We start from the raw sequence: 22,502 nt of genomic DNA, 5'->3' as shown, positions 1-22,502 counted from the left end.
ACGCCCGGCAATGCCGGGCGTTGTTCTTTTTATCCTGCCACGCGTTACAATGGACGTTATATGACGTATCCATGGAGGCAACGCAATGACGCAGGCGAATCTCACCGAAACTCTCTTTAAACCCCGTTTCAAACACCCTGAAACGTCGACGCTGGTGCGTCGGTTTAATCCGGGGACCATGCCTGCCGTCCAGTCTGCGTTAGACGGTAAAAACGTGCCCCACTGGTATCGCATGATTAACCGCCTGATGTGGATCTGGCGTGGTATCGATCCGCGTGAAATCCTTGACGTGCAGGCGCGTATCGTCATGAGCGAATCTGAACGGACCGACAGCGAGCTTTACGATACGGTGGTGGGCTATCGCGGCGGCAACTGGATCTATGAATGGTCGAAGCAGGCGATGCTCTGGCAGCAAAAAGCCAGCCAGGAAGAGGATGCCACGCGCAGCGGCAAGCACTGGCTGCATGCGGCCAATCTTTATGCCATTGCCGCGTATCCACATCTGAAAGGTGATGAGCTGGCGGAGCAGGCTCAGGCGCTGGCGAACCGTGCATATGAAGAGGCGGCGCAGCGTTTGCCGGGCCAGATGCGCGAGCTTGAGTTCAGCATTCCAGGTGGCGCACCCGTCACCGGGTTCCTGCATATGCCGGAAGGCGACGGCCCGTTCCCGACCGTACTGATGTGCGGTGGGCTGGATTCCCTGCAAATTGATTATTACAGCCTGTTTGAGCGCTACTTCGCACCAAAAGGGATTGCGATGCTGACGCTCGACATGCCTTCTATTGGCTTCTCGTCGAAGTGGAAATTGACTCAGGACTCGAGCCTGCTGCACCAGCATGCGCTTAAAGCACTGGAGAATATTCCCTGGGTTGACCATACCCGCGTGGCGGCTTTTGGCTTCCGATTTGGGGCGAACGTTGCGGTGCGTCTGGCCTATCTTGAATCCTCGCGCCTGAAGGCTGTGGCCTGTCTGGGCCCGGTGGTTCACGCGCTGCTCAGCGATCCTGCCCGTCAGGGCAGCGTGCCGGAGATGTACCTTGATGTGCTGGCCAGTCGTCTTGGCATGCATGATGCATCAGACGAAGCGCTGCGCGTTGAGCTCAATCGTTACTCGTTAAAAACGCAGGGGTTGCTGGGACGCCGCTGCCCAACGCCGATGCTGTCAGGTTTCTGGAAAAACGATCCGTTTAGTCCGGAAGAAGAGTCGCGCTTAATCACGTCGTCATCTTCGGATGGCAAGTTGCTTGAAGTGCCATTCAGCCCGGTGTATCAGAATTTTGACAAGGCGTTAAAAGAGATTACACGCTGGATCGCGCAGAGATTGTGTTAATAGATTGCTAAATTTTGATGGTTTGGTAAAACAGTGGCTTCACAAAAGGAGATCGCAATGACGTTACCGAGTGGACATCCGAAAAGTAGACTGATCAAGAAGTTCATGGCTCTTGGCCCGTATATTCGAGAAGAGCAGTGTGAAGAGAATCGCTTTTTTTTCGACTGCCTGGCTGTTTGCGTCAACGTGAAGCCTGCACCCGAAAAACGTGAATTCTGGGGCTGGTGGATGGAAATGGAAGCAGAGGAAAAACGCTTTACCTACAGCTACCAGTTTGGCCTGTTTAACAAAGACGGTTACTGGCAAGCGGCACCTATTAAAGATCAGGAAGTGATCGACCGCCTGGAACATACGCTGAAAGAGTATCTCGGCAAGGCTAGCGCGCTGCTGGCAACGCTGGATCTGAAGCTGGAGCCTGCGGATGATTTTTCCAGCGAGGCGGTTAAGCTGACCGCCTGATAGTCTTCTCCCTCTCCCTGTGGGAGAGGGCCGGGGTGAGGGCACCAGACCGTCTTAATCCCCGATAATAAAAAAACCGGCATCAAGCCGGTTTTTTTATTTCCACAAAATCAGAACTGGTACGTCATACCCAGGGCGACGATATCATCGCTGCTTACACCCAGTTTATTGTCGTCATCAATCTGGTTGATTTTATAATCAACAAACGCGGACATGTTTTTGTTGAAATAATAGGTTGCGCCCACGTCGATATATTTCACGATATCTTCGTCGCCAATGCCTTCGATGTCTTTGCCTTTAGACTGAACATAGCCAACGGATGGACGCAGGCCAAAGTCAAACTGATATTGCGCAACCACTTCGAAGTTTTGCGCTTTATTCGCGAAACCACCGGAGATTGGGGCCATATTGCGGGTTTCTGAATAAATAGTAGCCAGATAAATATCATTGGCATCATATTTCAGGCCGGTTGCCCAGCCTTCGGCTTTTTTACCTTCACCGCGCGTCAGCAGGTTCTGCTCGTTGGTGCGATCGGAGTTAGCATAAGCACCAATGACAGAGAAATCGCTGCCGCCGAAGTCATAGCTCAGAGACGTACCGAAGCCATCCCCGTTCTGCTTTTTCACGTCGCGGTTTTCATTTTTGCCCTGGTATTGCAGGGTCATATCCAGACCGTCCACCACGCCAAAGAAGTCGGTGTTACGATAGGTGGCAAGACCGGAGGCACGCTTGGTCATGAAGTTGTCGGTTTGCGCCAGACCATCGCCGCCGAACTCAGGGAACATATCGGTGTAGGATGCGACGTCATACAGCGCCCCGAGGTTACGACCATAATCCAGAGAACCAAAGTCTTTTAATTTAAGCCCGGCAAACGCCAGACGCGTTTTCTGAGAAGAGTCGCTCTCTGCTTTGTTTCCGGCAAATTCTGCTTCCCAGCGGCCATAGCCCGTCAGCTGATCGTTAATCTGCGTTTCACCTTTAAAGCCGAAACGCACGTACGTCTGGTCACCGTCTTTAGCGTCATCATCACTGAGGTAGTGCATTGCTTTTACTTTGCCGTACACGTCCAGTTTATTACCGTTCTTATTATAAACCTCTGCTGCGTGAACAGATGCGGAAGCCACAACTCCCATTACCACTAATGCCAGAGTGCTCTTTTTCATTTTCAATCCTGAGTTTTATATACGCGCTAATATTCGCTGAACGCTAAGCCGACGCTTATGTTCCGTGAAAAAACAGGAAGGGTTTTATCGTCCGCGGGTGAACGTTTTATGACAATTTAAGAATATGTTTAAAAAAGTATGTTTTAATTTTTCAGTAATAAATTTGTCAAAATCAGCCGCTACGCTTCCTGATCCCGCGCAATAAAGTGTTTTGCTTTGTGCTAAGGCAGTTGGCAACGGGGCTGAGTCCTGTTAAAACGTTCGTTCGACATCATTTTCCCTTATCGTTGAACGGCAGAGAATCATGAGTGACAGCCAGACGCTGGTGGTAAAACTCGGTACCAGTGTGTTAACAGGCGGATCGCGCCGCCTTAATCGCGCCCACATTGTTGAGCTTGTACGTCAGTGCGCTCAGCTGCATGCCGCAGGGCATCGTATTGTTATCGTGACCTCCGGGGCGATTGCCGCCGGGCGTGAACATCTGGGTTACCCCGAACTCCCCGCGACGATAGCCTCTAAACAGCTGCTGGCCGCCGTGGGGCAAAGCCGACTCATTCAACTCTGGGAACAGTTGTTCTCTATCTATGGTATTCATGTCGGGCAGATGCTGCTGACGCGTGCGGATATGGAAGACAGAGAGCGTTTCCTGAACGCGCGCGATACGCTGCGCGCGCTGCTGGACAACAATATTGTTCCGGTTATTAATGAAAACGACGCCGTGGCCACCGCTGAAATTAAAGTGGGTGATAACGATAACCTCTCTGCGCTGGCGGCGATTCTGGCCGGTGCCGATAAACTCCTGCTTCTGACCGATCAGCAGGGGCTGTTCACCGCCGACCCGCGTTCTAACCCTGAAGCCGAACTGATTACCGATGTTCACGGCATTGACGATGCCCTGCGCGCCATCGCCGGTGACAGCGTTTCAGGCCTCGGAACCGGCGGAATGGGCACCAAGCTGCAGGCCGCCGACGTCGCGTGCCGTGCCGGTATCGACACCATCATTGCTGCGGGCAGCCGTCCAGGCGTGATTGGCGACGTGATGGAAGGCATCTCTGTCGGCACCCGCTTCCACGCCCAGGAATCCCCGCTGGAAAACCGCAAACGCTGGATATTTGGTGCGCCTCCTGCGGGTGAACTCGTCGTCGATGAAGGGGCCACTGCCGCGATTCTGGAACGAGGGAGTTCATTACTTCCTAAAGGAATTAAAAGCGTGACAGGCAACTTCTCCCGTGGTGAAGTGATCCGCATCCGTAGCCTTGAAGGCCGCGACATCGCCCACGGCGTAAGCCGCTATAACAGCGACGCGCTGCGCCGCATCGCGGGCCACCATTCGCAGCAAATCGATGCCATTCTTGGCTACGAGTATGGCCCGGTTGCCGTACATCGCGATGACATGATTATTCGTTAAGGAGCCAGAATATGCTGGAACAAATGGGCGCAGCCGCGAAGGCCGCCTCTTACAAACTGGCGCTCCTTTCCAGCCGCGAGAAAAACCGTGTGCTGGAAAAAATCGCTGATTATCTGGAATCACAGTCCCAGGAAATTTTGCTCGCCAACGAGCAGGATCTGTTGGAAGCCCGTCGCAACGGTTTGAGCGAAGCGATGCTTGACCGTCTGGCGCTGACGCCGGCACGCCTGAAAGGCATCGCCGACGATGTCCGTCAGGTCTGTAATCTGGCCGATCCGGTAGGGCAGGTCATTGATGGTGGGCTGCTCGACAGCGGTTTACGTCTTGAGCGCCGCCGCGTGCCGCTCGGCGTGATCGGCGTCATTTACGAAGCCCGCCCAAACGTCACCGTTGACGTCGCCTCTCTGTGCCTGAAAACCGGTAACGCCGCTATTCTGCGCGGTGGAAAAGAGACATGGCGCACCAATGCCGCGACGGTGAAAGTCATTCAGCAGGCGCTGGAAGAGTGTGGCTTACCGGCGGGGGCCGTACAGGCGATCGAGAGCCCGGACCGCGCGCTGGTCAACGAAATGCTGCGCATGGACAAATACATCGACATGCTGATCCCACGCGGTGGCGCAGGCCTGCACAAACTCTGCCGCGAGCAGTCGACCATTCCGGTGATCACCGGCGGTATCGGCGTGTGCCATATCGTGGTCGACGACAGCGCTGAGATTGAACCGGCGCTGAAGATTATCGTTAACGCGAAAACCCAGCGTCCAAGCACCTGTAACACCGTAGAAACGCTGCTGGTGCATCAGGATATTGCGAACACCTTCCTGCCAGCTCTGAGCAAGCAGATGGCAGAGAGCGGCGTGACGCTGCACGCCGACGCCAACGCGCTCGCGCTGCTGCAGGATGGCCCGGCTAACGTCGTTCCCGTCAACGCGGAGCAGTACGACGACGAATTCCTGTCGCTGGATCTGAACGTGAAAGTGGTTGCGGATCTCGACGACGCCATTGCGCACATTCGTGAACACGGCACCCAGCATTCGGACGCGATCCTGACGCGTACGCTGCGCAATGCCGATCGCTTCGTGAACGAAGTGGATTCCTCCGCGGTGTATGTGAATGCCTCAACCCGCTTCACCGACGGCGGCCAGTTCGGCCTCGGCGCTGAGGTGGCGGTTAGCACGCAGAAACTGCACGCGCGCGGTCCGATGGGACTGGAAGCGCTGACCACCTACAAGTGGATCGGCTTCGGTGACGATACGATTCGTGCGTAAATAACTGCGGGTGATGCAAAAGTAGCCGTTTGATTCAAAAGGGCATTGACGCATCACCCGTATAGATCTAACCTTTTGCCCCGTGGTTACACTCGTAACCGGCCTCTCAGGGCCGATATAGCTCAGTTGGTAGAGCAGCGCATTCGTAATGCGAAGGTCGTAGGTTCGACTCCTATTATCGGCACCATATGAATCAATAAGTTACATCAAATTTTCTTTCCGATTACACCACTATCCTTTTTCATGTAACTGCTGATGTAAGTGATTTGCATCAACGAAAATCAACACTATCTCCCTGCTATCATCCCCGGATAGTGCTTCGCTACAATGTCGTTCATCTTCTCAACCAAATCCTGACGCTTGAAAATGATGTGTCCTGTTCCCTTCTGGAAATAGCGTATCGAAACGTACTCGTCTTCGAAAACGGAGGAATGTTGTTTGCTGATATGGGTATCCAGTCTCACGGCAAGATCGTTGCGATTTTCAGGAACAGGTTTACCATCCAGCAGATTCAGCATGCGATCCAAATCCGATAGCTGATCGCGTCTGCGGCCATGCCGAAAATGAAATCCCCAGCGGTCGTACTGAACCAGCCCTTCGACGATGACCTTCTTGCCAAACTTGCAGGGCGAATTCGACTTATAGTCCCAGCTTAAGCCTTTAAACACGTTGATAACGCCACGCTCAAACACCTCAGCTTTGCTCTGATGCAACTGTTCAAAGGTGCTGAGAATATTTGCTTCGCTGATGGCGGGAATATCGTCTTTCTCCAGACTGCCGTACCATTCGTCACGCGCCTGAGCATCCATCAGCGCGATCATGCCGGATTTCTTCATCAAATCACGCCAGATACTGCGATCGATATTGTTAGTGACGGCTTTCATGGCGACTTCTGGCGATTCGATTAACCAGCTTCCGTAGCGGTGTCCTTCCCGCATCGCCCAGTCGTTGGAAGTACCGCCGCCGATACTTCTGGTCAGTGTCGAGATTTCTTCAAGCTGGTGGATCAGCGTTTCAACCCTCTCAAGCGCGTTATTACGTCCTGTGACGATGCGCTCAATGCTGGTGGAACTGATAACTTCAGTATGGTCAGTCAAAACTTCGGGTTCGGTGAGGGTAAGTTCAGGCATAAGTTAGTTCCTTGATATAAACGCAAAACGCCAGCCGGGTAAGGACTGGCGCTTGTATGTGGGTGATAAGTAAGGTTCGGAGGCTAATCTGTACTGGCCTGTTGCAGAAGGTGGAGATGCCGGAGAGCGAGAACCTCCTTTCGCGCCTTTTCTATCCAGGGCAACAGTGTTGCCGAATCGGTCCTGTCTTCGTCGTTGTCGAAAATAATGTCGGTGTCGCAACTGATATTGTCCTGCAGCCAGTCGATCAGAATATCGAGCGCCGCTTCGGTGGTTAATGCCAGCATGAGCTTTCCTTGTGATAAGTGAGGTTGGTTACCAGTCGAAGGTCTCAAAACCTGGTAGCAGTTCACCAAAGGCATCGAGATGGATGATCCCCAGCTGGTATCGACGCATCAGGGTGACAATTAACCGGCGACCGGCTTTCGACAATCCGCGTCGTTTCAGCTGCAGAATCGGGAATGCCCACGCATCAAGGCGAATGAGATAACCCGATCCCGTGTAGCCCACCCATTCAGAGTCATCAAAGTCCAGCACCTGGCGTGATAGCCGGTGCAGAAGGTCGTTATCTTCGCGAGTGATATGGGCAGTACTGCACTGGATGCCGTTATACCGGCAGCTAATTGGTAGCGGATCTTCAATTAACAGCTTTCCAGGTTCGTCAGCTATGCGCAGCGAGTAGCCGTTCTGGTTTAGCGTATCAATCAGGGCGGCCAGCTCAATACCATCGATATCCACGGCGATCCGGCCCGCATTCAGGGCCAGTACATTAACGGTATCGGCTTCCACTGTGAGGGACAGTTTCATGGCTGCTCCCCGGAGGACTGTCCACTGATGGCGCAGGTCACCGCTTTATAGCCGGTCCGTTGCATCAGGCCGGTGGCCTTTCTGGCCCGGAGTATGTCGATTGTGCTGATGAACGGAGACTGATGCTGAATGGAAAAACCGGGACGATCAATTCGTACCAGTTCATATTTTTCAACATGAAAATTGAGTGCATCTGCCAGTGAAATCCCGGCGTCAATATGCTGCTGGATCACATTGCCATCACCAAACTGTGTATCGTTAAGCGAAAGGCCGTAATGCCTTTCCAGCAGATACGTAAGAAGTTGCTGCCAGATTTCGACTGGTGACGGGCGTGACGGTGCCTTCCGCGTCGGGAGGGTGGGTAAGGTTTGCATAACGTTGATCTCTGTTAAATAAATAAGGCGCTGTTCGCAGGGAACGTATTACGGTGAAGGAGGCTGGTGAATTACGGTGTTTTTCAGGGAAAACACTTACTGCCGCATGGCGTCAGGTGCGGCATGCTCATTAGCCTCCGGGTTGTGCTTCAGGTGGTGTCGGGTAAATCGCTATATAAATGTACCCGTGCGAACCGAGGGAGTCGGCTTCGCAGGTCAGGCCTTTTGCATACAAGGTGACGCAGTGCTGATGACGGGGATTGAGCTCACCGGAAACCAGCATTAATTCAAGCTGTTTGAGCAGCACCGGAAATGCCTGGTCCAGATGGCGTAAGTCCGCATCGCTGAAGGTTCCGGTGATACTGGCGCGGTCGGCGAGATAGTGCAGCCGGTTGCTCTCCTGTACCAGTCGTGCGCCAAAACAGGGTGTGATACTGCGTTTTAGACCCCACCAGGGTTCTGTAATATCGTGGTTTACTGCCGGTATTTTATTCGACAATTTTAGCTTTCCTTAAGCGTGTGTTAATTCAGAGTGACGCACCGCAGAGTGACATACGGGCCGCTGCGGTCCTGACGGCGCTCCGCGAAGACCGCGAGCACGCCGCAGATGTTCTGGACCTCCCGACCGTAGTAATGGCAGATGCTGCCGCGCCATTGGTACTTTCCTCTACAGAAACGAAACAACCGGGCCTGCGGATGCTGGCGGTATATCGTCATCGCCTGACGTTTGGGAATGATTTTCATAGCGTTCTTTTCCTGTCGTGCTACAGCCAGCCCCTTTCAGAAAAGGAGATAATATCCATCCCGCCCACGACCAGATGGTCCAGCAGACGGATGTCCACCAGGTCCAGCGCCTTTTTAAGACGTTCGGTGACCCACCTGTCAGCCTCGCTGGGCTCTGCGTTGCCTGAGGGGTGGCAGTGCGCGACGAGAATGGCGGCAGCGTTATGTTTCAGAGCCGCCTTCACGACTTCGCGGGGATGAACCTGGGTATGGCTGATGGTGCCGGTGAAGAGGGTTTCATGCGCAATCAGCCGGTGCTGGTTATCAAGGAAGAGCGCGGTAAACGCTTCACGCTCCAGCGTCGCGAGCTGCAGACGCAGCCAGTCACGTACCGCGTGGCTTGAGTTGAATGCCGCGCCGGGTTCGCGTAGCTGGCCTTCCAGCAGGGTTAATGCCTTCCTGACCGTCAGCTGGTCGGCGGGAGCCAGTTCACGGGCGAACAGCGGGAGTTGTTGTTCCATCGTGCCATACCTCAGTCGATGATATGCATAATGCCGCTGCACTCGTCATGGTTGAGCGCGTAATCGCGCAGGCGATAATAGTGCTCCGTCATGGCATCGCATCCGGTGCGCATGGCGTGGTGGCAGTATGCCATCATGCAGACGGCAATCCCGGCGGCTTCGGCGCTGAGCTCAGCGTCGTTACCGTTCATGACGTTGAACAGCGCCCACGGTTCGTTGTTATCCGGCTCCGGTGCCATAAACGCGCCGCCGTTGCTGAGCGTATAAAAATTCCAGATACCGCCGTGGTAGTCCGCGCAGAAGCGGTCCATCCAGGCGAAGACGGTGGGTTCAAGGATTATCCACTGTGGAATACTGCCGAAGTGCTGCGGCCAGAATGCAACACGCAGTTCATCGGGCACCGGCATGCACGCAATGTTGCGGGCAGTGGAGGGTGGTGAGATAAGGCACTCAGCGGTATCGTTTGTCATGGCCGGTATGTTTTTCATGTAGTTTCCTTTGTATTTTCATATGGGTGTTGAGAAGAAGTGACGGACAGGACTGCACATAGCCATCCTCATCAGAGCGGGAGGGCCAGTAGCCCTCCGGGAGGCTTAAGCTGCACAGGCTGAATTCACCGGGGCGATAAAGAAGGTGTGAGCACCAGGCGCACAGATCGTCATCGGAGATGGAGCGGCAGCCGGGATTGTTCTCCAGGACGGTCGGATAAGGGAGGGCCTGGCGAGCGTTATCAGGCAGCGGTGGCATCAGCTCAGCGCCTGCTGTAGTTCTTCCGCCATCACCCAGAGTGCCCGGTTGAGCTTAATGTCGCCGTCGATACCATTTACGGCACGAGTTCGACTACTGCGCCCCTGCGCATTGCGTCCTGATAATCCCCCTTTGATCAGGTTCTCCTGGATTCGCTGATATACCGTCCAGAGATCATCGCTACGATCTTCATAACGGCGGGGATTCAGCACCTGAGAAACAGTGACGGGCTGGTGTTCTTCACCAAAGCGATAAGTGATAGCGGCATTAGCCAGCGCATGTTGTGCTGGTGGCGGTAATAAAAGCGACTGCATGGCATCGCGTTTTTCTTCGACACGATCAAACACGCCCAGGACCTCATAAGCGCCCTCAATGACTTTCTCCACCACGTCTCCCTTGTGCGGAACCCGGACCTCACCAAACGACTGACCACAGACCAGACCGTTGGCACAGACGGCTCTGAAAAGACCGGGGAGCATTTGATAGCTGGATGAACCATCATGGGAATTGAGCAGAATGATTTCCGGTACTTGCTTACTGGCGATCTGACCTGCACGTCGTAACCGCAGCATATGTTTGGTATGTTCGCGTTTACTCAAATCACGAACGCGAGTCTGGCACGCGAAGAATGGCTGAAATCCTTCACGTTTCAGGTTTTCGAGCAGAGTAATTGTGGGGATATAACTGTAGCGGTCAGAGCGGGATTCATGTTTAGTTTCACTGAAAATACTGGGTACATGGTGCATGAGTTCTTCGTGGGTTAAAGGGCGGTCACGGCGTATCTGATTAATCCGACCAAAGCGGGAAGCTAAACGCATGGGAAACTCCTTTTGATAACGGTATAAAGCAAAACAGACCACATTCCCGAAGGAACGCAGTCTGTTTACGTGTTGATGGCGATTATTGCTGGTGGTTAATTAAGTGCTGGTGTTTGATTATTGACAAGGAATGCCATCACTTTCGATAAACTTATTCAGCCAGTAGCCCGCGTCAGGTTCAACGTTCCAGGCTCGCCAGACCATAAAGCCGCTATTGCGAACGACCAGACGAAAATGAGTTGATTGATCATCTTCAATGGTTACGTTCTGATAAACCGCTACGACAGCTTCAGCCTGTTCACGACTAAATGAACCTGAAGGTAAAACAGGGATAGATGATTCATCCATAAGGTTATCTCTCCGAAATATAATTCAGAATTGTTTATTCTCTGGAGTGATATAGATGTGAATAAATCTGTAGGTTAACATCAGTGATATAGCTCCATTTTTATGTCACCTAACTTTCTGTGTTTATAATATTTTCTTTTAATTGATAACCCAACTGGCAGTAGAGGTTGATGAGGTCACTTAACTGTCATAGATCCTCGGTAATAGTATTATTGTAGTCATGGTTAATTATAATAAACTAAAATAGCTTATTAGGTAACTAATGAGCTAAAACAAATAATCATATTCTAGCTGTAAGTATTCACTTGTTAACCATGCGAGTAATCAAGATAGCAATACGTAAAGCTATTAACCTAATAGCTAAGTTGTTAGTTTTAATACTATGTAACTCTCAACATACAAATAAAACAATCAGGAGCATTGTTAATGAGATTCAAAGACCCTAAAAATACTATTACTACAAAATACGGTAAAGGTAATCTACATCACCAACGTAGAATCAAACAAACCATGCTTAAGGCATTAACTCATCACTCCAGAGTATCCCTGTTCAGACTGGATCTCCATTATCCTGATACTGATATCCATTACGTTATGGACTATGAGGCGATATCACGATTCTTCAAATACCTCAATGAGCAATTACCAGCTTTTCAAAAAAGAAAACTAAAGCAACTTAAGCTTACTAAACCAGATGGTTATATCCATAACACTAAAATAGGTCATAACTGGGTAAGAGAATATGGGAAGGAAACCTACTTCATTGGTAAGAAACTCCATTACCACGTTATGTTGCTTTTAAATGCAGATGCTTTCAACAGTATTAGGTACAACAAAGGTGATACGGAAAATCTTTACACAGTGATTGCTAAATGCTGGCTGAAAGCTATTGAAGTCTATGATCTAAAGTATTCTAAGTTGGTTCATATCCCTAAGAATCCTGTTTATGAGTTTAACCGAAATGATCTTGCTGAAAAGGGTATAGACGGTATCTATGATTCGATGAAAGGTAGACTTGATTATTTAATTAAGCATAAGGGGAAAGATGTTTTTAACGGTAAGAGAAGTTTTGGTTGTAGTCAGGGTTAGGATTATTTACTGATACCGGGGAAGGAGGGGGGAGAGTCATGGGTAATAATTTATCTAATAAGAAGCGTTCTGAGGTGTTTAATAATTCAGATAAGCAATGTATCAATTCGAAGAAGAAAACCGCTCAGAGAGCGTTACAGTTCGTTTTAGACTGGGTTACAACGGTGTTTCTGTAATTTATATTTAAATTTGGTTGTTTTTATTATTTGTTCTTTATTTCAAAAGTTGTTATTAAACGCTGCTTTTGAATGTGACATTAGTTTTTAAAGTCAATAAGGATAATATTTACTGTAAAGCATTGTAAGCGATGCAAACGTTTATTCGATGATTCTATCGATTGCTTTAATTAAATCGCATAGAGAGCCTTACAGTGCGTTTTAGAGCATGTCCAGATACGGTTCTTATAAAACAGATAAGGGGATTGCATTATTTGCTAAAAAATCACATAAGAGTAGAGGTTAATAATGGCTGAAAATAATCATGGACTAATGAGCTCAACAGAAACTGTCAGTGTTAAAGAAAAGATAAAACAAGTATTGACTAAAGCTTTTTCTGCGCATGACGATATCATAATGGTCAAAATTATACTGAACTTTCCGGACAAACGTATTTACTTTAAAGGTGGCGATGATGCTATTGAGCGCTTCCTTGGGATCGCTAAAGAACGGATCCCGGCATATGTCATTACCAGAAAGTCTGAGGGGGTGGCTATCAGCGATACTTCAATCTTCTATCTGTGGAAAAAGAATAGCGATAATGCTCATACCAGCTACACGCTGCTGCTTTTGCTTAATCATGACACGTTGAGCTATCCGGGGGCATTTGCGCTTGATGAAGGGCGGTTCTTTACAATGATTAGGCATTGCTGGCGCTCGGCTCTTGGAATGGATGCGGCACATCACAATTTACTGCTTCACCTGACCCCAATGATGGCATCCCGTCTTGAAAGCACTGTTTGCGAGAATGACCAGGTGGAGTTATTACGGGAGATACTGTTATCGAAACGTTGCATCGATAATGGTAGCCTATACGAACAAAACTCCCAGAACACTGGAGTATTTGGCTGGAGCTACGATTAAGTAATACTTTACTTTTTTGCTCAGGTTACAGACATGGATATCAATTATTTTCTTGTGCCAGGGAATAGGGGATATAACTGTCATAAAACGGTTGAGATATTTCAAAGTAGATTGGTGTGGATTAGCGTAGATTTATACGAATCAAAGCGAAATAGTATATTTTAAAGGGGCTGGAACCTTTACATTATAAAAACAGTTCGCTATTGTTGGCTCCAGATACCAGCTGTTGGTATCCCTTAAGATGTGAGATCTCAAAAAATGAAACTGTATCCACCTGGGAAAACTGTATTTCCCGATGGGGCTTTACCTGACTTTTTTAGAAAGCCAGTGGCTGAACTTTGCCATAAATATAAAGCTCCAAAACCATTGATAGTAACATCAATATTATCATTAGCTTCACTGGCATGCCAGGGGTTAATATTAGTAAAAATACCAAATGTTGGGGTTAAACCTACATCACTTTACTTTATAACAATAGCCGATTCTGGGGAGAGGAAGTCTACAGTCGATAAAGCAGTCTATAAGGTCATTATAGATCATGACAAGAAAAATGCGGCCGAGTACCAACTTGCAATGGCTGAGTTCAAACGTAAAGCTAAATTGCATGCGTTCAAAGAAAGTCTGGTAACAGCGTCCATAAAAAGGAAGCAAAAGGCTGGAGTTGACTACGGAAGCGATTTTCAGGAACTGGAAGAGCTTTCTCTTGATGAACTAACGGAGCCTGCTCGACAACGTTTTGTGTACAGCAACACAGACCTGACTGGTGAAGGATTACTGGAGGCATTAGCTGCAGAAACAAGATCTGCAATTATAAACTATGCTGAGGGGATCTTACTACTTCATGGAAAAGCAGCAAGAATAGATGGGTTCCTTAACACGAACTGGGATGGGGAGGATTACGAGAAACGCAGACAATCGCGGGATATATACATTACTGACACTCGAATTACAATGTCGGTGATGGCTCAAAAAGATGTGTTTTTTGAGTATTTAGCTAAACATGGTAAACGGGCTCGTTCATCTGGTTTTTTTGCAAGAGCATTAATGTCTTTTCCTGACTCTACTATGGGGACTCGTTTTAATTACCCTGGTGAAGTTCATGATATGATTCATTTGCAGCGCTTTCATAAACGAGCTGAACAGTTGCTTGATATGCAAAAAGGTAATCCGGAGAAAAAGGTACTCGTATTTTCACCATCAGCTGCTCAAAAGATTTGTCATTATTCTAATCAGATTGAGATGAGATTACCGCAGGGGGGGCAACTTGAAGATGTGACAGATTTTGCTTCAAAACATGTTGAAAATGTATGTCGCACTGCCGCAATTCTTCATTATTTCGGTAATGAAGATGCGGGTAAAGAAATCTCCGAGGTCACACTGGACGAAGCTATTGAGATTAATACTTACTATCTGTTGTCGGCTCAATGGATTATGTCAATGGGGATTAATACACCACGTAGCGATGCGTCAGAGCTGCTGCACTGGATGATGAAAAATGGGCCGAGATGTGGATATGCATTTAGCATGACTTATCTCCAGCGAAATTTGTCACCGAAGCGCTTGCGTAAAAAAGAGCTCCTCAATCTTGCGCTTGACATACTTGCTTCTAACGGTTACATAAAAACTCTGGAGGAGTTTAACCCGAAAAATGGTGCTAAATCCACTCACATAATTGTTGAGGCAGGCCGTGTGAGTCAGAACACTCATGTTGATTCCTTCTCAGGCCATACAACTTACTATATTGCTGGTGAGCATTGTGAAAGCAGATCCTTTCCTCACTTACATGATCAAATAATTTGAGTTAACATATTCCCAGCCCGATATATTCGGGCTGTTTTTCGTGTAAATTTCCTGTTTCATTTTGACTTCAGTCGCGTTTTAGGGGGATAGTTGGGCGATTTAGCACAGCTAGCCTGGGTAAGACGACATACCCGCTAACTGCTCAACGCTTTCTTGTAAGCGCATAGCTCGTAAACGTGCCTTCTACACCTCGCTGCTTAAATGCCTCAATGATATTTTGTCGCTGTTCTGGCGAGAGTGCATCGAATAAGTTGTCCCACCATATTTGTTGCTCCTTGGTTGACACGACCTTCTCTTCTTCACCAGTGAGCAGCCATGACAACGATCTTCCAGAGTGGCGGGAAATCCACAGTAATTTTTCACCACCAGGTATAGTGCTTCCTGCAAGGTATTTTGTGAGGAGTGATGCACTCACACCACAGCCAGCAGCAAATGCACCGTTGCTCTCATTTGCTATTGCTAGCTTCAACCGCTTATGAAAGTTTTCAATCCCGACAGGTACTTGAGCACCAGTTATGCCATCGTTAACAGCCATCTTTGCAAACCTTATAGTAAAATATTAAAAGAATAGTGAGCATTATTTTACTTGCGTTGTTGTTTTTTTGCACACCATATTGTATTGGTGGTTTTTTTGTTAAATTAAATCAATAATTATCAGTGTGTTGCTGCTGTTTGGCTGGGCTGTTGGTGACCTGGTAAGGGGCTTTTTATTTTAATTTATTTGAAAATAGTAAATTATTTGGTGTAGGTATTGGCTGCTTTGCTAAAGACTGGTGATGGTATTGCATTGCTCATACTGGCATCTGTACTGTGGAATGGGCGGATCGGTGTGGTAACAATCGCTCCCCGGCAACACGTTACCTCACCGACTAAGCCCCTCATCTTTCGTGTACTGCGACTGTAGTTGTGATTTGCTAACCAGTGGTGCACGGGTAAAATGGCGTATCTACAGATTCAGAGGAACAGAAGCCTACGGCTGTTAGATATGGACTGCCATAACCTGCTGTTGTCCTGGGGGGCTCGTAATACAATACCCAACCACGATTACCATGCTGCCGACAAGGAGATACTGCCATGATGGTTATCAACTGTTCCGCTGCTGCGGCGGCACACCTTTATACCAGATATAAAAAAGATCACGATGAGGGGTTCTTTGAACCCGTATCTTCAGTGCATGAATCTATTATTGAACGGCAGGAAAGATTAGCCCCATCAGGCACTATCCAGTGGGTTGTGCATGCCGTCAAAATCGGGCGTTCTACTTGTCTGATCGCGATGGAGTTTACCACCCGTTGGGTACACGTTATTCATCAGGTCCGAAAAGGTGATGTGAATGGCTTCGTTGAACGACTCAATGGCCGGTTAATCAACGGTATCGAATGGCTGGGTGCTGATTTTTCACTGTTTACAACTGAACAGCTGGAAGCATCGATTGATCGCTATTTTAAGGTGCATCGCGAGCTTCGCTTTTATCAGCAGACCGATCGTAGTGTGATCACGCACATCAATCAGGTCAACGCACGCTATCAAGACGTGTATCACAGCATTGGTGCATTTCCCGGCGATGAAGAAACCGCGCTTGAGTTCGATCTGCGATTTAACCGCGACTGGCGCTGCCGTAAGGGGGAGCCATTCGACCTTATGGTGGACGAAAAGATGCTGATACAATGGATAACGCATTATTCTGATTCAAAAGGTAAAGACGCAGAGACGGTAATTGCCTGGATTAAGGATGCCAGGCATCAGATTCGGATGAATCGTAATGGCTCTTCAGGCGACAGTGTGAATGGCAGCAATGTTATCAATATTGAAGACCGCACGACAAATCATAAGCTTCATTAGACTGACCACAGCCAGAAGTGACGATGACCTTTTGGTACTATGAGCACAAGTTTGGAACAAGTTAAACGTATTTGATGTAGCCCCCTGAAACACCAGACAGTAGCTGTATCTCCAGATAAGAGATAGGCTTGAATATATGTCTAACACTAACGCCAATTTTGAGATGACCGGGATCCTGTTAGGGCAAGAAGCCCGCAAACGTAAGACTCCTCAGGAGAAAATCGCTATTATCCAGCAGACGATGGAGCCAGGAATGAATGTCTCCCACGTCGCTCGTCTGCATGGTATCCAGCCCAGCCTGCTGTTCAAGTGGAAGAAACAATACCAGGAAGGCAGCCTCACTGCCGTTGCGGCCGGGGAGGAAGTCGTTCCTGCCTCTGAGCTTGCAGCAGCACTGAAACAGGTTCGGGAACTACAGCGCCTTCTGGGCAAGAAGACAATGGAAGTTGAGATCCTGAAAGAAGCAGTGGAGTACGGTCAGTCGCGAAAATGGATAGCGCACGCGCCCTTGCTGCCAAAGGACGGGGAATAGCCCTGGTCAGCCGCACCATGGGCGTGTCGCGTGCGCAGCTGTCACTGCGGATGAACCGTTCTGCCGACTGGCTGGACAGGCGCGGTAACCGGCGTAATGACGAGGCTGACGGTGAAATACTGTCGGCTATCCTCAACATTATCAGCGATATGCCGAGTTATGGTTATCGACGCGTGTGGGGCATCCTGCGCAAGCAACGTCGCTCAGAGGGACAGCCACCTGTGAATGCCAAACGTCTTTACAGGATAATGAGCGAGCATAACCTGTTGTTGTTGCATGACAAACCAGAGCGCCCGAAGCGTGAACATAAGGGTAAAATCGCAGTTGCAGAAAGCAATATGCGCTGGTGTTCAGATGGCTTCGAGTTCGGCTGTGACAACGGCGAAAAACTGCGTGTAACGTTCGCGCTGGACTGCTGCGACCGTGATGTAAAGCGAGTGATGGCGACAATGAACGGAATCGATCCGCATGATATTGAGAAAATGCGTTCAGAAGCCAGAGAGCACAGTAGCAACGTAGTGGACATCGCGAATCTAAGAAAGGGGCCGAAGTAGCTTAACGAGATTGAGACACCTAGTCGGTATAGCGATTAAAAAAACATCCGCCTGATTATTCATGGTAAATATGGTTATTGTTAAATTATAGCCTTATGTAATTGTTGTTAATTTCCATTACAGAATCAGTATTGTATATTCCTTCAGCAGGGGTAAAGTGATGCCCGGAAAATCTCTGAAAGGATTACAGATATGGATTTTGCAGAGGCCATTGCCGATACGGGGCAATCCCGCTACAGCCTGTACATCAATGACAGCCGCGCAGAGCCTGACGTGCTGCGCTTTCGTGGACGTGAAGCGCTAAGCGAACCCTTTAGCTGGCGCATTGAGTTCACCACACAACAGGATGATATTGACGGAACGGACGTACTGAAAAAATACGCCACCTTCCGTATGCGCAGCGGTAAAACGGTGGAGGGCGTGATTACCGACTTTGAAGCGCTGGGGACAACGGCAGACCAGTCTCATTACAGCGTTACCCTCAGTTCCCGCCTTGCCCTGCTGTCTCACACCCGCCGCTGCGCCGTTTACCAGAATGTTTCCGTACCTGAGCTTGTGGAAACGCTGTTACGGGCGCACGGGCTTGAAGGCAGCGATTTTGAGTTTCGTCTTGAGCATACTTATCCGGCCCGCGAGCTGATTACCCAGTGGCGCGAAACCGACCTTCAGTTTATCCAGCGTCTGCTGTCTGAAGTGGGCATATGGTTCCGTTGCGGCCTCAATGGCTCCACCGGGCTGGATACGGTCATTTTTGCCGACAGTCAGCTTTATTACACCTTTAATGTCATCCTGCCATTTAACGAGCCCTCCGGACTGTATGACGGCGCAGAGGAGTCCGTCTGGGGGCTGCGAACGTGGCATAAGGTCGTCACCGGGCAGGTGCAGACCCGCAGCCACAATTACCGGGATGCTGCCATGCCGATGGATTCTGTCGTTGCCGTACGCAACGAGGCTACAACCACCGGGAAGCATTACCGCTACGGTGATAATTTTCTGAACCCCGGAGACGACCACCCTGCAGCCATACCGGAAACCGAAAGCGGCGCGTTTTATGCCCGACTTCATCACGAGCGCGAACTAAACAAATCCGCCCGGCTTCACGTCTTCAGTAACGCCTCACATCTGACGCCAGGACAGGTGCTGGAGACACCCGGCAGCGGACTTTCCGATTTGCGCGAAGGGATGGTAATCACGCTCACGACCTTCATCGCCTCACGCGATTCTCGTCTGCATACGTCTGTCTGGGGCATCCCTTATACCGAACGTTACTGCTATCGCCCGCCCGCCATACCGCGCCCGGAGATTTCTGGCACGCTGCCTGCGCGGGTGGAAAGCCGCGATGTGCATGAACCTTATTCGCACCTCGATGATACGGGGCGCTATCGCGTAAAACTGGATTTCAGCCGCGAGGATGCAGAACCCGGCTTTAACTACCTGTGGGTACGTCAGGCAAAACCGTATGCCGGGGATACTTACGGTTGGCATATGCCGCTGGTGGACGGTACGGAAGTCGGGATTGCCTTCGATCATGGTGACCCGGATAAACCGTATATCGCTCATGCCTTCCACGATTCAGAACATGCTGACGTGGTGAACCGCGACAACCGCAGCCAGAACATTCTGCGCACGGCAGGCGCGAATGAACTCCGGATGGAGGATAAGCGACAGGAAGAACACATTGCCCTGTCCACCCCATCTGGCGCAACGCAGCTTAATCAGGGGCATATCACCAACGCGCAGGGGGAACAGCGCGGCAGCGGCTTTGAACTGCGCACCGATGAACACGGGGTTATTCGTGTGGCTAAGGGGCTGTTTATCACGGCTGACGGGCAGCATAAAGCCGTGGGCGATGTGCTGGATATGGATACCGCCCTGCGTGAGATTGAACTCCTTCAGCAGCAACTAAAAGCCCTGTCTCTCGCGGCTGCACAGGCGCAGGCGCTGGAGGCCGATATTGCCAGCCAGCAGGCGATGTTTGCGGATCGATTCCGGGATTTGCACGAAATGATCCACTTCCACGGCCCTGAAGGTGTGGCGTTCACCAGTGGCGAGCATATGCAGCTGGCGGCAGCAGACAATATCGCCATGAATGCCGGGGGCGATATTAGCGCCGGGTCAATGGGCAACACCACCCTGCTTGCCGGAGAGTCTCTTGGCATGTTCGCCCACACGGGCAAGCTGAGCCTGATTTCGGCAGAAGGCCCGTTACAGGTTCAGGCGCAGAACGGGGCTATGCATATCAGCGCGGAGCAGAAGCTCAGCATGGCATCCATGAGTGAGATACTGTTTGCGGGTAAAAAGCGGGTAACGCTGATTGGTGGCGGCAGCTACCTGAAGATTGACGCATCGGGGATTGAGTACGGTACGACGAACACTTACACACGCTACGCGAAACGGACTGTAACCGCAGGGCCCGCAACAGTGCCTGTTGAGTTTCCTTCACACCCGGAACCAGGTGAGCCAGTGTTATCTCCTGACGATCATTTATTTTCATAAACAAGGAACGTATTCATGCAAATTTCACCGCCGATCCACTTTCCCCATAACGATAATGAAACCTTTGGGGAATGGGTGGCTCGTTGTATGCCCGTTTATACCCAGCGCAGTTACCCCGTAAACCATGTGGGTGCATGGCATGGAGGTATTCATATTCCCCATACCGACACCGGAGCATTAGCAAACCCATTAAGGGCCATCGCCGATGGCGTGGTGGTGTATGCGAACTACCCCGCCCCATCGGAAAAACGGGATCAGAAGCCACTGAACTATGGCGGGCGCACGGATAACGGCTGCGTCCTTATCCGCCACGATATGCTGATAGGCGAAGACCCGGCTGTGTTTACCTTTTATTCACTCACCATGCACATGAAGCAGGTCAGGCCGGAAATTCAGGTAAAGGGTGGGGTGACCGTCCGGCGTGGGCAGATTATCGGCACGTCAGGCATGGTGAGCGGGCGAAATGGCTACCATTTCCAGATTTGCTGCGCCCCTTCGGCACTTGAAGCGCTCAGCGGGCGTGCGCGTGGCGTGCTGAACCTGCTCGCCTCCGGACGTAAAGAGCCGGTATACGGCAACCGTTATTATTATCTTCCGGCAGGGCTCCCGGTCTTTGAGAACGTCCATAAGGTAAACACCCCCACACAGACTACCCGCGAAGCGCTGTACATTATCCACGAAGGGGGTAAAACCCGGACGCTGCGCAAGATTCAGGATGATTATGAAATTGTGGGAGACGTAGCAGGAGCGGTTGAATTTATCGGCGAACCCGCATCACCGGGCGCAGTGATTAAAAAATACAGCCAGTGGGTCAACGTTGAAACATCTGCGGGCCGGGGCTGGGTGGACGTATCAGATCTTAACGTAAAATCCTACAGTGATGCGGATATGCCAGAATGGGCAGGCTGGCATTTTGTGGACGATGACCCCACACAGGACAGTCAGTGCAACTCTGAAATCGTCAGAAAGCACCTGACCAGCCCGACAGATCTGCTGACAAATTTTGTCTGCAAATTCCCGTTTGAGTGGGATTTTTCGACCTTTGATGCACGTTTTTCGTGGCTGAGAATACCGGACTCTCACAAGGTTCTCAGTGAAGACGATTACAGTGAACTGAAAGCCCATGCTAAAGCACTGTGCTTTTTTGACAGGTTGCCGCCAGAGGTACAGGCGGAACTGAGCGGCGAAATATGGCATTTTGAGCCACGCACGTTTATTACACTGTTGCAGAAAGCGGAGCCGCGCCTGATATATTACAGCGCGAATGGACGTTCAAAACGACAACTTAACGATTTTATTACCGATGATATGCAGCACGGTGACCTGACGCGGGAACAGATACTGGCTCAGGGGCAGATAAATAAAATTAATATGTTCGGACATGAGTTAAAAATCAGTCTCTTCGATTTTAATAAATCAGTCGATGAACATTTTGCCAATATGGAACAAATGGCCTTCTGGACAGCATGGGGAGAGTATGCCCCACTCATTCACATTATGATTGAAAAATTCCGCAAGAATGAGGGTGGCATTTTGCGTCATGAGTTGCTGAATAAAGCATTCTTGGAGCATAAGACGACAAAGGAATGTGTTGAAGGAATAAAGAGTTTTATAGATGAGGCTCTATTTAAAAATAGCTTCAATAATTTATCAAAGTTAGAACTTGAAATGCTCAGTAAAAATATCGGCAATAATATTGCCCTGCCTAAATTTAACGATTGGGATTGGTTTAACGGTTTAGGAATTACCATTCACGATACCTACTCAACGAAGATTTATCTTGATTATCTGGATATTGATGTGCCGTCGGACGTCTACGGTCCACGTCGATACCGCGCAGGTCTGCGTTTTCAGATACAGGACCATTTTGGGCTGGATGTTCCAGACCTTAACGGTAAAGGATTTGAGGATATTCCCTGGTTTTGTTCATGGTTCATTTTGCAACGCTATAAACATTATGACTTTAAACCGTTTGTGAATGAAGCAAACTTTAGTATTCAGATTGAGGGCCAGTAGA

At 49.7% G+C, this 22,502-nt stretch carries 22 protein-coding genes, 1 tRNA gene and 1 pseudogene; 12 read left to right on the top strand and 12 right to left on the bottom strand.

The genetic code is table 11. The features are described from left to right. The first annotated feature begins 85 nt into the window (after positions 1-85). Entirely contained in the window at positions 86-1,330 is a 1,245-nt protein-coding gene (gene frsA / locus EXW94_RS19240) for an esterase FrsA (protein ID WP_108415658.1), read from the top strand. A gap of 57 nt (positions 1,331-1,387) precedes the next feature. Then, positions 1,388-1,789, top strand: coding sequence for a sigma factor-binding protein Crl (gene crl, locus EXW94_RS19235; protein ID WP_010427905.1), 402 nt, complete (start codon positions 1,388-1,390; stop codon positions 1,787-1,789). A 110-nt stretch (positions 1,790-1,899) separates the two neighbouring features. On the opposite strand, the gene phoE is transcribed toward crl, so the two are convergent. Then, positions 1,900-2,952, bottom strand: coding sequence for a phosphoporin PhoE (gene phoE / locus EXW94_RS19230; RefSeq protein WP_010427906.1), 1,053 nt, complete (start codon positions 2,950-2,952; stop codon positions 1,900-1,902). Between the two features lie 304 nt (positions 2,953-3,256). Between phoE and proB the strand changes: the two genes are divergently transcribed. The 3 genes from proB (at position 3,257) to EXW94_RS19215 (ending at position 5,812) form a co-directional block, all read left to right on the top strand. Then, positions 3,257-4,360: a glutamate 5-kinase gene (proB, locus tag EXW94_RS19225; RefSeq protein WP_089598125.1), complete on the top strand. Its 1,104-nt coding sequence runs from the start codon at positions 3,257-3,259 to the stop codon at positions 4,358-4,360. An 11-nt stretch (positions 4,361-4,371) separates the two neighbouring features. Continuing rightward, positions 4,372-5,625 (top strand): glutamate-5-semialdehyde dehydrogenase, encoded by a 1,254-nt coding sequence (proA, locus tag EXW94_RS19220; protein ID WP_120159510.1) that lies wholly within the window; start codon positions 4,372-4,374, stop codon positions 5,623-5,625. A 111-nt stretch (positions 5,626-5,736) separates the two neighbouring features. Beyond that, positions 5,737-5,812 (top strand) — tRNA-Thr (locus EXW94_RS19215). Positions 5,813-5,912: 100 nt separating this feature from the next. On the opposite strand, the gene EXW94_RS19210 is transcribed toward EXW94_RS19215, so the two are convergent. The 10 genes from EXW94_RS19210 to EXW94_RS19165 all read right to left on the bottom strand — a co-directional run bounded on the left by EXW94_RS19210 (position 5,913) and on the right by EXW94_RS19165 (position 11,093). Further along, complete coding sequence (locus EXW94_RS19210) at positions 5,913-6,755, bottom strand: DUF4942 domain-containing protein (protein WP_174340771.1); 843 nt, start codon at positions 6,753-6,755, stop codon at positions 5,913-5,915. Positions 6,756-6,838: 83 nt separating this feature from the next. Further along, entirely contained in the window at positions 6,839-7,042 is a 204-nt protein-coding gene (locus EXW94_RS19205; protein WP_174340770.1) for a DUF957 domain-containing protein, read from the bottom strand. 28 nt (positions 7,043-7,070) lie between these two features. Next, the gene (locus tag EXW94_RS19200; RefSeq protein ID WP_174340769.1) at positions 7,071-7,562 is read right to left on the bottom strand and encodes a DUF5983 family protein; all 492 of its coding nucleotides are present in this window, start codon (positions 7,560-7,562) and stop codon (positions 7,071-7,073) included. After that, on the bottom strand, positions 7,559-7,936 hold the full coding sequence (locus EXW94_RS19195) for a TA system toxin CbtA family protein (RefSeq protein ID WP_174340768.1): 378 nt from the start codon (positions 7,934-7,936) through the stop codon (positions 7,559-7,561). The genes EXW94_RS19200 and EXW94_RS19195 overlap by 4 nt, the downstream gene beginning before the upstream one ends. Before the next feature lie 130 nt (positions 7,937-8,066). After that, the gene (locus tag EXW94_RS19190; RefSeq protein WP_217436505.1) at positions 8,067-8,435 is read right to left on the bottom strand and encodes a type IV toxin-antitoxin system YeeU family antitoxin; all 369 of its coding nucleotides are present in this window, start codon (positions 8,433-8,435) and stop codon (positions 8,067-8,069) included. Between the two features lie 23 nt (positions 8,436-8,458). Further along, complete coding sequence (locus tag EXW94_RS19185) at positions 8,459-8,680, bottom strand: DUF987 family protein (protein WP_174340767.1); 222 nt, start codon at positions 8,678-8,680, stop codon at positions 8,459-8,461. Positions 8,681-8,700: 20 nt separating this feature from the next. Continuing rightward, the gene (gene radC / locus EXW94_RS19180) at positions 8,701-9,180 is read right to left on the bottom strand and encodes a DNA repair protein RadC (RefSeq protein ID WP_174340766.1); all 480 of its coding nucleotides are present in this window, start codon (positions 9,178-9,180) and stop codon (positions 8,701-8,703) included. 11 nt (positions 9,181-9,191) lie between these two features. After that, positions 9,192-9,587, bottom strand: coding sequence for an antirestriction protein (locus EXW94_RS19175; protein ID WP_254797862.1), 396 nt, complete (start codon positions 9,585-9,587; stop codon positions 9,192-9,194). Positions 9,588-9,926: 339 nt separating this feature from the next. Beyond that, on the bottom strand, positions 9,927-10,745 hold the full coding sequence (locus EXW94_RS19170) for a DUF932 domain-containing protein (protein WP_174340764.1): 819 nt from the start codon (positions 10,743-10,745) through the stop codon (positions 9,927-9,929). A gap of 117 nt (positions 10,746-10,862) precedes the next feature. Further along, positions 10,863-11,093: a DUF905 domain-containing protein gene (locus EXW94_RS19165; protein ID WP_174340763.1), complete on the bottom strand. Its 231-nt coding sequence runs from the start codon at positions 11,091-11,093 to the stop codon at positions 10,863-10,865. Between the two features lie 426 nt (positions 11,094-11,519). Here EXW94_RS19165 and EXW94_RS19160 point away from each other — a divergent pair, with 426 nt between their 5' ends. The 3 genes from EXW94_RS19160 to EXW94_RS19150 all read left to right on the top strand — a co-directional run bounded on the left by EXW94_RS19160 (position 11,520) and on the right by EXW94_RS19150 (position 15,061). Then, positions 11,520-12,182, top strand: a complete 663-nt coding sequence (locus EXW94_RS19160; RefSeq protein ID WP_174340762.1) for an inovirus-type Gp2 protein — start codon at positions 11,520-11,522, stop codon at positions 12,180-12,182. A 464-nt stretch (positions 12,183-12,646) separates the two neighbouring features. Continuing rightward, positions 12,647-13,261: an inovirus-type Gp2 protein gene (locus EXW94_RS19155; RefSeq protein WP_174340761.1), complete on the top strand. Its 615-nt coding sequence runs from the start codon at positions 12,647-12,649 to the stop codon at positions 13,259-13,261. A 258-nt stretch (positions 13,262-13,519) separates the two neighbouring features. Next, on the top strand, positions 13,520-15,061 hold the full coding sequence (locus tag EXW94_RS19150) for a YfjI family protein (protein WP_174340760.1): 1,542 nt from the start codon (positions 13,520-13,522) through the stop codon (positions 15,059-15,061). A 142-nt stretch (positions 15,062-15,203) separates the two neighbouring features. Here EXW94_RS19150 and EXW94_RS19145 read toward each other — a convergent pair whose 3' ends face one another. Further along, a complete protein-coding gene (locus EXW94_RS19145; RefSeq protein WP_174340759.1) occupies positions 15,204-15,596 on the bottom strand; it encodes a helix-turn-helix transcriptional regulator in 393 nt (130 codons plus the stop codon). A 539-nt stretch (positions 15,597-16,135) separates the two neighbouring features. Here EXW94_RS19145 and EXW94_RS19140 point away from each other — a divergent pair. The 4 genes and pseudogenes from EXW94_RS19140 to EXW94_RS19125 all read left to right on the top strand — a co-directional run bounded on the left by EXW94_RS19140 (position 16,136) and on the right by EXW94_RS19125 (position 22,501). Then, the gene (locus EXW94_RS19140; RefSeq protein WP_174340758.1) at positions 16,136-16,903 is read left to right on the top strand and encodes a DUF6933 domain-containing protein; all 768 of its coding nucleotides are present in this window, start codon (positions 16,136-16,138) and stop codon (positions 16,901-16,903) included. A 163-nt stretch (positions 16,904-17,066) separates the two neighbouring features. Continuing rightward, positions 17,067-17,899: pseudogene (locus tag EXW94_RS19135) on the top strand (transposase); the annotation flags it as partial. Between the two features lie 282 nt (positions 17,900-18,181). Next, a complete protein-coding gene (locus EXW94_RS19130) occupies positions 18,182-20,485 on the top strand; it encodes a type VI secretion system Vgr family protein (protein WP_174340757.1) in 2,304 nt (767 codons plus the stop codon). 15 nt (positions 20,486-20,500) lie between these two features. After that, positions 20,501-22,501: a DUF3289 family protein gene (locus EXW94_RS19125; protein WP_174340756.1), complete on the top strand. Its 2,001-nt coding sequence runs from the start codon at positions 20,501-20,503 to the stop codon at positions 22,499-22,501. Position 22,502: the final 1 nt, after the last annotated feature.

Origin of the sequence: Enterobacter sp. JMULE2, from assembly GCF_013337145.1 — a bacterium.
Classification (GTDB): domain Bacteria; phylum Pseudomonadota; class Gammaproteobacteria; order Enterobacterales; family Enterobacteriaceae; genus Enterobacter; species Enterobacter mori.
Note: the sequence above shows the minus strand (reverse complement) of the source record. Positions and strands in the feature narration are given on the sequence as shown.

Excerpts from the sequence above, each read along its gene's own strand:
- frsA (WP_108415658.1), top strand. The coding sequence starts at position 86 with ATGACGCAGGCGAATCTCACCGAAACTCTCTTTAAACCCCGTTTCAAA.
- crl (WP_010427905.1), top strand. The coding sequence starts at position 1,388 with ATGACGTTACCGAGTGGACATCCGAAAAGTAGACTGATCAAGAAGTTC.
- phoE (WP_010427906.1), bottom strand. The coding sequence starts at position 2,952 with ATGAAAAAGAGCACTCTGGCATTAGTGGTAATGGGAGTTGTGGCTTCC.
- proB (WP_089598125.1), top strand. The coding sequence starts at position 3,257 with ATGAGTGACAGCCAGACGCTGGTGGTAAAACTCGGTACCAGTGTGTTA.
- proA (WP_120159510.1), top strand. The coding sequence starts at position 4,372 with ATGCTGGAACAAATGGGCGCAGCCGCGAAGGCCGCCTCTTACAAACTG.
- EXW94_RS19210 (WP_174340771.1), bottom strand. The coding sequence starts at position 6,755 with ATGCCTGAACTTACCCTCACCGAACCCGAAGTTTTGACTGACCATACT.
- EXW94_RS19205 (WP_174340770.1), bottom strand. The coding sequence starts at position 7,042 with ATGCTGGCATTAACCACCGAAGCGGCGCTCGATATTCTGATCGACTGG.
- EXW94_RS19200 (WP_174340769.1), bottom strand. The coding sequence starts at position 7,562 with ATGAAACTGTCCCTCACAGTGGAAGCCGATACCGTTAATGTACTGGCC.
- EXW94_RS19195 (WP_174340768.1), bottom strand. The coding sequence starts at position 7,936 with ATGCAAACCTTACCCACCCTCCCGACGCGGAAGGCACCGTCACGCCCG.
- EXW94_RS19185 (WP_174340767.1), bottom strand. The coding sequence starts at position 8,680 with ATGAAAATCATTCCCAAACGTCAGGCGATGACGATATACCGCCAGCAT.
- radC (WP_174340766.1), bottom strand. The coding sequence starts at position 9,180 with ATGGAACAACAACTCCCGCTGTTCGCCCGTGAACTGGCTCCCGCCGAC.
- EXW94_RS19175 (WP_254797862.1), bottom strand. The coding sequence starts at position 9,587 with ATGCCGGTGCCCGATGAACTGCGTGTTGCATTCTGGCCGCAGCACTTC.
- EXW94_RS19170 (WP_174340764.1), bottom strand. The coding sequence starts at position 10,745 with ATGCGTTTAGCTTCCCGCTTTGGTCGGATTAATCAGATACGCCGTGAC.
- EXW94_RS19165 (WP_174340763.1), bottom strand. The coding sequence starts at position 11,093 with ATGGATGAATCATCTATCCCTGTTTTACCTTCAGGTTCATTTAGTCGT.
- EXW94_RS19160 (WP_174340762.1), top strand. The coding sequence starts at position 11,520 with ATGAGATTCAAAGACCCTAAAAATACTATTACTACAAAATACGGTAAA.
- EXW94_RS19155 (WP_174340761.1), top strand. The coding sequence starts at position 12,647 with ATGGCTGAAAATAATCATGGACTAATGAGCTCAACAGAAACTGTCAGT.
- EXW94_RS19150 (WP_174340760.1), top strand. The coding sequence starts at position 13,520 with ATGAAACTGTATCCACCTGGGAAAACTGTATTTCCCGATGGGGCTTTA.
- EXW94_RS19145 (WP_174340759.1), bottom strand. The coding sequence starts at position 15,596 with ATGGCTGTTAACGATGGCATAACTGGTGCTCAAGTACCTGTCGGGATT.
- EXW94_RS19140 (WP_174340758.1), top strand. The coding sequence starts at position 16,136 with ATGATGGTTATCAACTGTTCCGCTGCTGCGGCGGCACACCTTTATACC.
- EXW94_RS19130 (WP_174340757.1), top strand. The coding sequence starts at position 18,182 with ATGGATTTTGCAGAGGCCATTGCCGATACGGGGCAATCCCGCTACAGC.
- EXW94_RS19125 (WP_174340756.1), top strand. The coding sequence starts at position 20,501 with ATGCAAATTTCACCGCCGATCCACTTTCCCCATAACGATAATGAAACC.